Raw genomic sequence first — 12,842 nt, 5'->3', positions numbered from 1 at the left:
CCGCCCCCGGCGGTGGGCCCGTCCGGGCGGCCGGAAAGCCCGACGGTCGCGGCGGCATACCACCGGGCGGGGGTCAGGCCGCCCCGACAGTCAGACCAGCCCGTCCTCGCCCCGGGCTTTCAGCTCGTCGACCAGGGCCTTGACGTCCTGGGCCCGGTCGCGCGGGCAGACCAGCACCGCGTCGGGGGTGTCCACCACGATCAGGTCACGGACCCCGAGAGCGGCGACCAGCCGACCCGACTGCGGCACCACCACCAGGTCGTGGGCGTCGTGCAGCAGGACCCCGGGCTTGGCGTCGGTGCCCAGCACCACGTTGCCGGCCGGGTCGGCGGGCAACACCTCGCCGAGGGTGTGGAAGTCACCCACGTCGTTCCAGCCGAAGTCACCCGGCACGGTGGCGACCCGGCCGGCGGTGGCCGCGCCCTCCATCACCGCGTAGTCGACGGAGATCTTCGGCAGTGTCGGCCAGACCGCGCCGAGGACCTCGTCCTGCTCGGGGGTGCCCCAGGCCGCCGCGATCGAGATCACCCCGGCGTGCAGGGCGGGCTGCTGGCGGGCCAGCTCGGCGAGGAAGACGTCCACCCGCCAGACGAACATGCTGGCGTTCCAGAGATGCCGACCCGAACGCAGGTACGCCTCGGCGACCGACGCGGCCGGCTTCTCCTTGAACTCGGTCACCGGACGCAGCGGGCCGTCGCCGGTCGGCTCACCGGTCTCCAGGTAGCCGTAACCGGTCTCCGCCCGGGTCGGGGTGATCCCCACCGTCATCAGCAGCCCCTGCTCGGCACCGCCGATCGCCGCCCGGACCGTCTGCACCCAGGTGGCCGGGTCACGGATCAGGTGGTCGGCGGCGAAGGAGCCCATCACCGCCGTCTCGTCCCGCCGGGCGATCACCGCCGCCGCCAGGGCGATCGCCGCGCAGGAGTCCCGGGGCGACGGCTCCACCAGGATGTTCTCCTCCGGCACCCCGCTCAGCTGCCGGGCCACCGCCGCCGCGTGGGCGGCCCCGGTGACCACCAGGATGTGCTCCGGTGTGGTCAACGGCGCGAGCCGGCCCACGGTCGCCTGGAGCAGCGACGCGTCGGTGCCGGTGAGCGGATGGAGGAACTTGGGGTGCCCCGCGCGGGACAGCGGCCACAACCTCGTGCCGCTGCCACCCGCCGGGATGACGGCGTAGAGCATCAGCACATCATGCCCGAACCGCCACAGGTCGGATGCCGGGTCCGCCGTACGGTCAGCGACCACTCAGGAACGCGCCCGGCTCCAGGCGGCGATGTGCACCTCGGCGCTGGACGCCCAGGTGAACTCCTTGGCCCGGTCGAAACCCGCCTTGGCCAGCGACAACCGCCGCTGCTCGTCGTCGAGCAGGGCGGCCAGGTCGGTGGCGATCTGGTCCGGGTCCTCACTGGTGTACGCGACCGCGTCACCGCCCACCTCGGGCAGTGAGAGCCGAGGCGTGGTGAGCACCGGCGCGGCGCAGGCCATCGCCTCCAGGATCGGCAGACCGAACCCCTCGCCGTACGACGGGTAGGCGGCGACCAGCGCCCCGCCGAGGAAGCCGGGCAGGTCGGCGTAGCGCAGGTAGCCGGGACGCAGCAACCGCAGGTGCGACGGGACCTCGGCCACCGCGCGGTCGATGTCCTCGTCGTGGCCCTGGCCACCGGCGATCACCAGGGCCGGCGGGTTCTCCCGGTCGCCCACCGCCCGCGCCCACCCCCGGATCAGATTGGGTACGTTCTTGCGCGGCTCCTTGGCCCCGAGGAAGGCGACGTAGCTGCTGCCGGCGAGCCCGAGCCGGGCCCGCACCCGGGCCTTCTCCTCCTCGCCCGGGGCGTGGAAGGCACTCTGGTCGACCCCGTGGTAGGCCACGTCGATCCGGGTCGGGTCAGCGTCGAGCAGCCGGATCAACTCGTCGCGGGTGGCCTTGCTCGGCACGATCACCCGGCTGGCCCGGCGCAGCGACGTCTTGATCGCGCTGCGGAAGAACGTCCGCCGGGACTTGTCGTAGTGCTCCGGCTCGGTGAAGAACGTCGCATCGTGCACGGTCACCGTGACCGGGCAGCCGGCCCGCAGCGGGCAGGTGTAGAACGGCGAGTGCAGCACCTCGGCACCGACCTGCTGGGCGAGCAGCGGCAGGCCGGTCTGCTCCCAGGCGAGCCGGGCCGGGCGGTGGGCGACAGCGGCCGGGGCGGGGATCACCTCGGCCCCGGGCAGCATCCGGGTGTAACGCTCCAGGTCGGTACGCAGGCTCACCACGACCAGGTCGACCGTCTCCCCGCAGACTGTGCCGAGGGCTCCGAGCAGGCCATCGACGTATCTACCGACGCCGCCACGGTCGGCGGGGACACTCGTGGCGTCGATGAGCACGCGGGGCGGGCGACCGGCGGTCACGGGGCGACTCCTTGCACTGACTGGTCTGTGGGAAACAACACTCCGGGCAAGCCTACGCCGGAGCCCGGTACGGACGCTGACTCCGACCCGACCGTACGCCGACTTGTCATCGTCATCGAATACGGGCGACAGGGGCGTATCGTTCGCGCCGATGGCCGACAACATTGCCCGGGTGTTCGCCGCCGCGATCGCGGCCGACCCCGCCCGCCCCCTGCTGACCTGGTACGACGACGCCACCGGCGAACGCACCGAACTCTCCGGCGCGACCCTGGCGAACTGGGTGGCCAAGACCGCCAACCTGCTGGTCGACGAGCTGGCCCTGAGCCCCGGCGACCCGGCCGGGGTGCTGCTGCCACCGCACTGGCAGACCGCCGCCGTGCTACTCGGCTGCTGGTCGGCCGGGTTGACGGTGCGTGACGAACCGGGTGACGTGGACGTGCTCTTCGCCGCCGCCGACCGGGTGGCCGAGGTCGACGCCTGGCCGGCCGGCGACCGGTACGCGCTGGCGCTCGCCCCGTTCGCCGCCCCGCTGCGCGAGGTCCCCGCCGGCTTCGCCGACTACGTCGTCGAGGTACGCACCCAGGGTGACCACTTCACCCCGTCCGGCCAGGGTGGCCCCACCGACGCGGCCCTGCTGGCCGAGGCGGACGCCCGCGCGACGGCCCTCGGCATCTCCCCCGGCGACCGGCTGCTCATCGACGCGACCACCCACCCCGACCCGCGCGACTGGCTGCTCGCCCCGCTGCTGCGGGGGGCGACGGTCGTGCTGACCGGCAACCCCGACCGCTCCCGCTTCCCCACCCGCGCCACCACCGAACGCACCACCCACACCCTCCCCTGACCCCCACCCCCTCCGCCCTGCTCCCACCCCACCCCCGCCGCTTCCTCCCCGCCTCCCCCCCGCCCTCCCCGCCTCGCCCCGCCCTCCCCGCCTCGCCCCGCCCTCCTCGCCTCGCCCCGGTGATCAAGAGCTTTACGTCAAAATTCCGCCGACAAATGACGTAAACCTCTTGATCACCCGACCTCGATGGCGCTGGTGTTCGGTGATCAAGAGGTTTGGGTCAGAAACAGGGGGCGGATTGACGTAAAGCTCTTGATCACCGGGGCGAGGCGGGGCGGGCGAGGCGGGGCGGGCAGGGCACGGGGCGGGGCGGGGCGGGCAGGGCACGGGTAGAGCGGGCGGGCAGGAGACGGGCAGGGCGGAGCCGGGGGCAGGGGTGGGTGGGGTTAGGGGGTGGGGCGGGTTTGGGCGAAGGCGGCGAAGGCGGTGAGGGACTCCGGGTTGGCCAGGGCACCCTGGGCAGCTGCCGAGTCGACCGGAGTGCCGGTGAGGATCTTCTTGACCGGGACTTCCAGTTTCTTGGACGACAACGTGCGCGGCACTGCCCGGACCTGGTGAATCTCGTCGGGGATGTGCCGGGGCGACAGGGCGGTACGCAGCTCGCGGGCGATCTTGCGGCGCAACGCGTCGTCGAGTTCGAGGCCCTCGGCGAGCACCACGAACAGCAGCAGCTCCCCCGCCCCGCCCTCGTCGTCCTCCAGGTGCACCACGACCGAGTCGACCACCTCGTCGAGGCCCTCCACCACCGAGTAGAACTCGGCCGTGCCGAGGCGTACGCCGCCCCGGTTGAGGGTGGCGTCGGACCGGCCGGTGATCACGCAGCCGCCCCGCTCGTTGATGGTGATCCAGTCGCCGTGCCGCCACACCCCGGGATAGACGTCGAAGTACGCCTCCGTGTAGCGGCGACCGTCCGGGTCGTTCCAGAACCCCACCGGCATGCTCGGCATAGGCGCGGTGATCACCAGTTCGCCCAGTTCGCCGAGGACGGGGGTGCCGTCGGCTGAGCGGGCCTCCACCTTCGCACCGAGCGCCCGGCAGGTGATCTCACCGGCGTACACCGGTAGCAGCGGCACACCGCCGACGAAGCCGGTGCAGACGTCCGTCCCCCCGGACAACGACTGGAGCTGGAGGTTGGTGCCGACCGTGTCGTACACCCAGGTGAAGCCCTCGGCGGGCAGCGGCGCTCCGGTGGAGCCGACCCCGCGCAGCGCGGACAGGTCGGCGACGTCCCTGGGCACCAAGCCGGCCTTGCGGCAGGCCAACAGGAACGGCGCGGACGTGCCGAAATAGGTGGTGCCGGTCTCGTCGGCCAGCCGCCACAGCTCGCCCAGGTCGGGGTGGCCGGGGTTACCGTCGAACAGCACGATCGTCGCCCCGACGGCCGGCCCGGAGACCAGGAAGTTCCACATCATCCAGCCGGTGGTGGTGAACCAGAAGAACCGGTCGGCCGGGCCGAGATCGTGGTGCAGGGCGAGCATCTTGAGATGTTCGAGCAGGATGCCGCCGTGCCCGTGCACGATCGGCTTCGGCAGGCCGGTGGTGCCCGAGGAGTAGAGCACGTAGAGCGGGTGGTCGAACGGGACCGGGGTGAAGGTCAACGCCCCGTCGGTCTCCGCCGCCAGGTCGGCCCAGCTCAGGCTGCTCTGTGGTACGCCGCCCGGCGCGGCCTCCGCACCGCCGACGGCACCACCGGGCAGCGCGGATGCCGGGGCAGCGCCGTCGGAACCGGCCGGAGGGGCAGCGCGGTCGGAACCGGCCGGGGCGAAGCCGTCGGGGCCGGTCGGGTGCAGGTAGGGGATGTGGACGGTGTGGGTCAGCGACGGCAGGGCGGCCCGGATCGCGGCCACCTCGGCCCGCCTGTCGACCGGCTTGTCGCCGTACCGGTAGCCGTCCACGGCCACCAGGACCTTCGGGGCAATCTGCTGCCAGCGGTCGACGACACTCCGGGTGCCGAACTCCGGGGCACAGGACGAGAAGATCGCCCCGAGGCTGCTGGTGGCCAGCAGCAGCACGTACGTCTCGGGGATGTTCGGCGCGTACGCGGCCACCCGGTCCCCGGCGACGACGCCGAGGCGGCGCAGCCCGGCCGCCACTCGACGGACCTGTTCGCGCAGCTCGGCGGCGGTCAGGGTGACCGGCGGGCGGGTCTGGGAGTGGGCGACCACCACCGGGTCGTCATCGGCGCGGCCGGGCAGCCGCAGCACGTTCTCGGCGTAGTTGAGCGTCGCGCCGGGGAACCACCGGGCACCGGGCATCGCCGCATCGGTCAGGGTCGCCGTCGGCGGGGTGTGCGCCACCACCTCGAAGTGGTCCCAGATCGAGCGCCAGAAGGCGTCCAGGTCGGTGACCGACCACTGCCACAGCGCGTCGTAGTCGGCGAAGTCCAGCCCCCGGTGCTCCCGCAGCCACCGCAGGTAGCCACCGATCCGGGACCGCTCGCGTACGTCCGCCGGCGGCGTCCACAGCACGTCACCCACCGCTCCACCCTCCCTGAGGCCCACACGGCACTGTGCCCGGCCATACCGCCATCTTGCCTACCTCGCAGCGCCATCATCCACACCGGGGCCCACCACGGAAACGTGCCCCGCGCACACAATCCGTCCCCACCCCCGCTGCCGAGTCCGGCTCAACCCGCTGATCAAGCACCCATCTCCCACTGATCCAGCTGACCCATCGACCAGACCCCGTTGATCAAGAGGTTCGGGTCAAATTCCAGCCCGAACCTGACGCATACCTCTTGATCACCGGACCGGCACATTCCGCCCCGGCCGCAGCGACGGGCTGGCGCCGGTGATCAAGAGGTTCGCGTCAACATTGAGCCGATACCTGACGTATACCTCTTGATCACCGGGCTGGGACGCCCAACGCCGGGTGCAGCCGGGGGCTGGGGGGTGGTGATCAAGAGGTTTGGGGCAGGACTGGGCGCGGAGCTGACGTAAATCTCTTGATCACCGGGGCGGGAGGGGGAGCCGGGGGGCAGGGGTGGGAAGGGGGAGCTTGGGGGACGGAGGGGGTCAGGAGGCGCGGTGGGCTTGGATGGCGCGGCGTTTGGCCAGGCGGTGGGCGCGGCGGATCTCGGCCTCCTTGTAGCGGCGGTGATCGTCTGGGGTCTCCGGGAGGACGGGGCGGACCGGGCGGGGGGCGCCGGCCACGTCCACACCGACGAAGACCAGGTAGGCGGTGGCCACCCGGACGGGTTCGTCCTCGGCCGAGTCCCAGCGCTCGGCGACCACCTTCACCCCGACCTCCATCGAGGTGTTGCCGGTCCAGTTGACCTGGGCGTGGGCGTGCACCAGGTCACCCACCCGGACGGGCTCGGAAAAGACGATCTCGTCGATGGAGGCGGTCACCGCCGTACCGCCGCTGTGCCGGGCCGCCGCCGCCCCGGCCACGTCGTCGACGAACTTCATCAACACCCCACCGTGCACGGTTCCGTACAGGTTGACATCGACAGCGGTCATGATGCGACTCAGCGTGACCCGGGAGTACGACGTCGGCTTGCCGGGAGGGGTGGTGGGGTGCTCGGTCATGGCAGAAACGGTACGGTGCGCCAATGCGACATCTCTGGAGCTTCCTCGCCGGGCTGGTGGTGGCACCCGTCACGTGGGTGCTGATCACCCTCGGGCAGGACGGGTCGGGCCGGACCGTGGACCGCTGGGTGGAGATCGGCACGTACAACACGGCCAACCTGATCGAGCCGACCGTCTACCTCGGCGTCGCCGGTATCCTGCTCGGCCTGGTCGGCACGCTGCGCACCTCGCCGCTCGGCCCGCTCGTCGCCGGGCTGCTGCTGGTCACCCCGTACGTCGGGATGTTCATCGCCCCGTTCACCGTGCTCGACTGGATCCCGAGCGGCTGGAAGGTGCTCGGCGACCCGCTGCCGCTGCACCAGCCGGTGCAGAACGGCACCCTGTTCCTGATCGGCGTGCTGCTGCTGATGGCCGTGTTCAGCGCCCAGCGGTGGCGGCGCTGGCCGCAGCCGGCGACCGGGACGGAATCGGCCCCGGCCGACTACGACGACCCGCCACCGCCCAGCTATGCCACGAGCGACTGGCCGCCGGCCGGTCCGCCCGCCCGCAGCGAGCCGGACACCGCGCCGCTCACCCTCGGCTACCCCGACCTGGACACCCCCACCGAGCCGCTGCCCCGGCGGGCCGGCACCGAGTCGCCGTGGTCCGCCCCGCCGCGCTACGGGGCCAAGCCGGAGAACAGCCCCGACAACCGTTGACCGCTGACGGGTGGGCCGGCACGACTGGCCCACCCGATCATCCGGTACGGCTTCTTCACGGCCGAGCCGTTGTCAGGACGGCTCGGCCCCCTCGGGCGGTGACCAGGGATCGACGGGCAACTCGTAGACGAGTCGGTAACGGTCACCAGGAAACACGATGTCGGCGGTTTCCACTGCGGTCCGCCCGGCGAAGTAGGTGCGCTCGACTTCGATCACCCACCTGCCGCCGCGCCGGTCGAGTTCGAGGGCGGCAGCTTCCTCGGGCATCGCCTGCCGGGTCGTCACCTCTTCCACAAACCGGTCGACGGCCACACCGATGAAGTCCATCCGAGCGACCACGCCGATGATCGGACCTCGCTCGGGGTACTCGATCGGCGTACCGCCGGTGAGGGCCAGCGGCTCGTACGAGTCGGCAAGTTGTATCGGGACTCCGTCGGCCAGGTAGCGGTACCTGGTGTGCATGACGGTGTCGCCGGGCTGAATGCCGAGCCGTTCGGCGATGCGGGGCGTTGCGGGAATCTTCTCGCTGTCAGACTCCCAGCTCGGTTGCTTGCCTGCGGCTTCGCTGTCCCGGGCGAACGGTGACGTGCTGCCGATGCGGTTGCGCAGGTCCCGAGAGTGGGCGCGACGCACGAGCGATGTGCGGCTGCGGACGTAGTTGCCCGATCCCCGTCGGCCTTCGATGAGCCCTTCGCTGCGGAGCATGGTGAGGGCGTGCTTGATGACGGTGCTGGAGAAGCCCCAGCGCTGCTGGAGTTCCCTCTCGGTGGGCAGCTTGTCCCCAGAGGACAGTTCACCGCCAAGGATCCGCTGTCGCAGGTCATCCACGACGCGCTGATAGTTGGGCGGCTCCCTGCCGGTCATGGATGACCCCTCCACGTGGACACACCTACTCACGGTCAAGTCGACCACGTCTCCGCAGGCGCAGCAAACAATGTCAAACGTTCATGATCCGAAAGTTAGCACAATTAAGTCCTTTACTGATCTAGAGTTAGTGCGCTAACTTTCGGTAGCAGTGCAGGAGCCCTCACTCAGAGCTATCTGCGCAGCTCACAGCCCCGCTTACCGAAGGTAAGAGTGATCATGAGGTCTGAAGTGGTATCGATCGTGTTCGGGGGCCTGGTGCCGGGCTTTCTGGTCGGGCTGCTGGCGTTCCGGGTCAAGTCGAGGTGGTGTCCGCGCTGCGGGGAGTCCACCACCGTGGCCGTACCCCCGCCGGTGGAGCGGGACCGGTGAACAGGCCGGCGCTGACCGACGTCGACGAGCTGCCGATCGGCCGGCGGGTGGCCCGTTGGCGGGTACGCCGCCGGATGACCCAGCAGATGCTCGCCGACCGGCTCGGCAAGTCGAAGAGCTGGGTGGACAAGGTCGAACGCGGCGTACGCAGCCTGGACCGCTACTCGACCGTCCAGGAGATCGCCGAGGTGCTGCGCCTCGACCCGGCCACCCTGCTCGACCCCCGCAGACCGCTACCGCCCGTGACCGCCGGCCTCGACGGTGTCGACGCGGTCCGCGCCGCCCTGGCCCGCTACCACCACCAGCGTCCGACCAGGACGGTGTCGCCCGACGAACTGGGGCGGCATGTCGCGCACGCCTGGCTCACCTACCAGCACGCCCACTACACGCAACTGCTCCGGGCCCTGCCCAGCCTGCTCGACGCCGCCCGTGCCAGCCCGGGACCGCTGGTGGCCGCGTACCGGATCACCGCATCGGTGCTGGTCAAGCTCGGTGAGGCCGATCTCGGTTGGCTCGCCGCCGATCGGGCCGTCGCCGCCGCCGTGGGGGACCCCGTCCGCGCCGGCACCGCGACCATCGTCGTGGCCCAGGCGCTGCGCGCGCTCGGCCGCGACCGGCTCGCCCTCACCGCCGCCGTCGCCGCCATCGGCACCGCCACCCACGACGCGGTACGCGGGACGCTGTTCCTCCAGGCCGCGCTGGCCGCCGCCGGCTGTGGTGACGGCCGCCGCGCCGACAACCTGATCGACCACGCCACCGTCCTCGCCAACCGGTGTACGAGCGGCGACGACCCGCACCACACCGCGTTCGGTCCCGCCGCCGTGCTGCTGGCCCGCTTCCTGACCGCCCTGCGCCTCGGCGACACGGCCGTGGCGGTCCACCACCACGAGAAGGCCATCGGGCGCGACGACTGGCGTCGGCTTCCCGTCGAGCATCGGGCCGCGCACCTCGTCGACGCCGCCCGCGCCTACCTCGACGCCGGTGACCTCGCCGCCGCCGGTCGTACGCTGGTCGAGGCCGACACCATCGCGCCCGCCGAGGTCCGCTACCGCCCCGCCGCGCGTACCCTCGTCGCCGAGATCGCCCGCAGCGGCCCGCCAGCCGCCGACGTGGCCCGCCTCGCCACCACCGTCGGCCTCACCCGCTGACCCGCCAGCAGCCGCACATCGAGATCGTCGGCAGCTCACGGAACTTGACACCCACTTCGCACCTTGCCTGTCAGGTGCGAAGCAGGCGTCCGGAACGGAGGAGCAACGAACCCGGCGGTCAGTCCTTGAGCAACTGGCGGGCCATGACGATGCGTTGGACCTGGTTGGTGCCTTCGTAGATCTGGGTGATCTTGGCGTCGCGCATCATCCGCTCGACCGGGTAGTCCCGGGTGTAGCCGTACCCGCCCAGCAACTGCACCGCGTCGGTGGTGATCTCCATCGCCGCGTCCGAGGCGAAACACTTCGCCGCCGCCCCGAAGTAGGTCAGGTCGGCGTCGCCGCGCTCCGACTTCCCGGCCGCCGCGTACGTCAACTGCCGGGCCGCCTCCAACTTCATCCCCATGTCGGCGAGCATGAACTGGATGCCCTGGAACTCGGCGACCGCCTTACCGAACTGCTTGCGCTCCTGCACGTAGCCCTTGGCGTAGTCCAGGGCCCCCTGGGCGATCCCGACGGCCTGCGCGGCGATGGTGACCCGGGTGTGGTCCAGGGTCCGCATCGCGGTGCCGAACCCGGTCCCCGGCTCGCCGATCATCCGGTCAGCGGGAATCCGCACGTTGTCGAGGTAGACCTCCCGCGTCGGAGAGCCCTTGATGCCGAGCTTCTTCTCCGGAGCACCGAAGCTCACCCCCGGGTCGGACTTCTCCACCACGAACGCGGAGATCCCCCGCGAGCGGGCCGCCGGGTCGGTCACCGCGAACACCGTGTAGAACTCCGACACGCCGGCGTTGGTGATCCACCGCTTCACCCCGTTGAGCACCCAGTGATCACCATCACGCACCGCCCGCGTCGTCATCGACGCCGCGTCACTGCCCGCCTCCGGCTCCGACAGGCAGTACGAGAACATCCCCTCACCCGAGGCGACCCGGGTCAGGTACCGCTGCTTCAACTCCTCGGACCCGGCCAGGATCAGCGGCATCGTGCCGAGCTTGTTCACCGCCGGGATCAACGACGACGACGCGCAGACCCGCGCGACCTCCTCGATGACGATCGCGGTGGCCAGGGCGTCCGCGCCGGCACCGCCGTACTCCACCGGGATGTGCGGGGCGTGGAAGTCGGCGGCCCGCAGCGCGTCGTACGACGACTGGGGGAACTCACCGGTCTCGTCGGCCTCGGCCGCGTGCGGGGCCACCTTGGCGGCACAGACGTCGCGGACCGCCTCGCGGACCGCGTCGTGCTCCTCGGGCAACCGGTAGACGTCGAACGTCTGCTCTGCGGCCATGTCGACCCTCCCATTTCACGGCTATCATGCGCAGTCTGTGACGTCCCTCGGGCCGCCGACTGCCGCGGTTGAAGAATAGCCATCGCGACCCCCGTCATGTTACCGACAGGTAGGATCACGCCGCACGGCCCCCGAGAGCGCACAACTACGCTGACATGACGACAGGTTTTCCATCGGTGCCCGGCCAGGCGCCGCAGCCGATTGCGACGCAGTGAAGCGCCGCCAGCGCGAGCGGAGAAGACAGGCGTGACGATCCCGTACCCGAACATCCAGCCGGCGCCGACCATCTCCCCGGTGACGCCCCCCTCGGGTGCGCCCCGCCCCCGGGTGACCTTCCTGGGCACCGGCTACCTCGGCGCGACGTACGCCATCTGCTATGCCGAACTGGGCTACGAGGTGCTCGGCTTCGACGTCGACGCCGACAAGATCGCCAAGCTGAACGCGGGCGAGGTGCCGATCCACGAACCGGGCCTCGACGAGCTGCTGCGGCGTAACCTGGCCGCCGGCCGGCTGCGGTTCTCGACCGACATCGCCGAGACCGCCGACTTCGGCGACGTGCACTTCATCTGCGTCGGCACCCCGCAGCGCGCCGACGGCATGGGCGCCGACCTGTCGTACGTCGAGGCGTCGGTGACCGCCCTGGCCCAGCAGCTGACCCGCAAGGCGCTGATCGTCGGCAAGTCCACCGTCCCGGTCGGCACCGCCGAGTGGGTGGAGCAGCTCGTCGGCAAGCACACCCCGACCGACCTGGGCGTCGAGGTGGCCTGGAGCCCCGAGTTCCTCCAGGAGGGCTTCGCCGTCGACGACGTGCTGCGCCCCAACCGGATCGTGGTCGGGGTCAAGAGCGAGTGGGCCAACGCCATGCTCTACGCCGCCCACAAGGGCGTCTTCGACCTGGCCGCCACCGAGGACCGGGAGGTCCCGCTGGTGGTCACCGACTTCGCCACCGCCGAACTGGTCAAGGTCGCCGCGAACGCCTTCCTGGCCACCAAGATCTCCTTCATCAACGCGATGGCCGAGGTCTGCGAGGCCAGCGGCGGCGACGTCACCCAGCTCGCCCGCGCCATCGGCTACGACCCCCGGATCGGCAACCGGTTCCTCCAGGCCGGCCTCGGCTTCGGCGGCGCCTGCCTGCCCAAGGACATCCGCGCCTTCCAGGCCCGCGCCCAGGAGCTGGGTGCCGGCGAGGCGCTGCGGTTCCTGCACGAGGTCGACCTGATCAACCTGCGCCGCCGCACCCGGGTCCTCCAGCTCGCCGCCGACCTGCTCGGCCGCCGCTCCGGCCCGGCCGGCCCGGACTTCTCCGGCACCCGGATCGCCGTGCTCGGCGCGACCTTCAAACCCAACACCGACGACGTCCGCGACGCCCCGGCCCTCGCCGTCGCCGCGCTGCTCGCCAAGGCCGGCGCCGACGTGCACGTGTACGACCCGCAGGGCACCGAGAACGCCCGCCGGGTCGCCCCGGAACTGGTCTTCGAGGACAGCGTGAACGACGCGGTCTCCGGGGCCGACCTGGTCTGCGTACTCACCGAGTGGGCCGACTTCCGCAACGCCGACCCGGTGGCCCTCGGCGAACTGGCCGCCGGGCGCAAGGTCGTGGACGGCCGCAACTGCCTCGACGCGGCACTGTGGACCCAGGCGGGCTGGGAATACCGGGGCATGGGCCGCCCCTGACGACACCGGAACGCGTCGGTGCGGGAGGTGACACTCCCGCAC

The 12,842-nt window shown here is 71.4% G+C and carries 11 protein-coding genes; 5 read left to right on the top strand and 6 right to left on the bottom strand.

Annotation, left to right across the window (positions count from 1 at the left end; translation table 11 throughout):
- Positions 1 to 90: 90 nt before the first annotated feature.
- Together ACQP2H_RS04990 and ACQP2H_RS04985 are read right to left on the bottom strand one after the other, a co-directional pair.
- Positions 91 to 1,182: a mannose-1-phosphate guanylyltransferase gene (locus ACQP2H_RS04990; RefSeq protein WP_363819914.1), complete on the bottom strand. Its 1,092-nt coding sequence runs from the start codon at positions 1,180 to 1,182 to the stop codon at positions 91 to 93.
- Between the two features lie 63 nt (positions 1,183 to 1,245).
- A complete protein-coding gene (locus ACQP2H_RS04985; RefSeq protein WP_219467335.1) occupies positions 1,246 to 2,391 on the bottom strand; it encodes a glycosyltransferase family 4 protein in 1,146 nt (381 codons plus the stop codon).
- Between the two features lie 151 nt (positions 2,392 to 2,542).
- Between ACQP2H_RS04985 and ACQP2H_RS04980 the strand changes: the two genes are divergently transcribed.
- Positions 2,543 to 3,232, top strand: coding sequence for a TIGR03089 family protein (locus ACQP2H_RS04980; RefSeq protein WP_433231312.1), 690 nt, complete (start codon positions 2,543 to 2,545; stop codon positions 3,230 to 3,232).
- 386 nt (positions 3,233 to 3,618) lie between these two features.
- Here the strand turns inward: ACQP2H_RS04980 and ACQP2H_RS04975 are convergent, their stop codons facing one another.
- A complete protein-coding gene (locus ACQP2H_RS04975; RefSeq protein WP_219467296.1) occupies positions 3,619 to 5,709 on the bottom strand; it encodes an acetoacetate--CoA ligase in 2,091 nt (696 codons plus the stop codon).
- A gap of 537 nt (positions 5,710 to 6,246) precedes the next feature.
- A complete protein-coding gene (locus tag ACQP2H_RS04970) occupies positions 6,247 to 6,762 on the bottom strand; it encodes an acyl-CoA thioesterase (protein WP_091248315.1) in 516 nt (171 codons plus the stop codon).
- Between the two features lie 23 nt (positions 6,763 to 6,785).
- Between ACQP2H_RS04970 and ACQP2H_RS04965 the strand changes: the two genes are divergently transcribed.
- Entirely contained in the window at positions 6,786 to 7,460 is a 675-nt protein-coding gene (locus ACQP2H_RS04965) for a hypothetical protein (RefSeq protein WP_208570975.1), read from the top strand.
- Positions 7,461 to 7,532: 72 nt separating this feature from the next.
- Here the strand turns inward: ACQP2H_RS04965 and ACQP2H_RS04960 are convergent, their stop codons facing one another.
- Positions 7,533 to 8,324: a GntR family transcriptional regulator gene (locus ACQP2H_RS04960; RefSeq protein ID WP_363819907.1), complete on the bottom strand. Its 792-nt coding sequence runs from the start codon at positions 8,322 to 8,324 to the stop codon at positions 7,533 to 7,535.
- A 219-nt stretch (positions 8,325 to 8,543) separates the two neighbouring features.
- On the opposite strand from ACQP2H_RS04960, the gene ACQP2H_RS04955 reads away from it, so the two are divergent.
- Both ACQP2H_RS04955 and ACQP2H_RS04950 read left to right on the top strand, forming a co-directional pair.
- Positions 8,544 to 8,696 carry a hypothetical protein gene (locus tag ACQP2H_RS04955; protein ID WP_208570977.1) on the top strand — a complete coding sequence of 51 codons (153 nt, stop codon included), beginning with the start codon at positions 8,544 to 8,546 and terminating at the stop codon, positions 8,694 to 8,696.
- Entirely contained in the window at positions 8,693 to 9,844 is a 1,152-nt protein-coding gene (locus ACQP2H_RS04950) for a helix-turn-helix domain-containing protein (RefSeq protein ID WP_308291019.1), read from the top strand. Before ACQP2H_RS04955 ends, ACQP2H_RS04950 begins: the two co-directional genes overlap by 4 nt.
- A gap of 118 nt (positions 9,845 to 9,962) precedes the next feature.
- On the opposite strand, the gene ACQP2H_RS04945 is transcribed toward ACQP2H_RS04950, so the two are convergent.
- Entirely contained in the window at positions 9,963 to 11,126 is a 1,164-nt protein-coding gene (locus ACQP2H_RS04945; RefSeq protein ID WP_357536293.1) for an acyl-CoA dehydrogenase family protein, read from the bottom strand.
- Positions 11,127 to 11,372: 246 nt separating this feature from the next.
- On the opposite strand from ACQP2H_RS04945, the gene ACQP2H_RS04940 reads away from it, so the two are divergent.
- Entirely contained in the window at positions 11,373 to 12,800 is a 1,428-nt protein-coding gene (locus ACQP2H_RS04940; RefSeq protein WP_208568510.1) for a UDP-glucose dehydrogenase family protein, read from the top strand.
- The last annotated feature ends 42 nt before the right edge of the window (positions 12,801 to 12,842 follow it).

It is taken from the genome of Micromonospora sp. CA-248260 (assembly GCF_050942205.1).
Taxonomy (GTDB): domain Bacteria; phylum Actinomycetota; class Actinomycetes; order Mycobacteriales; family Micromonosporaceae; genus Micromonospora; species Micromonospora antibiotica.
Note: the sequence above shows the minus strand (reverse complement) of the source record. Positions and strands in the feature narration are given on the sequence as shown.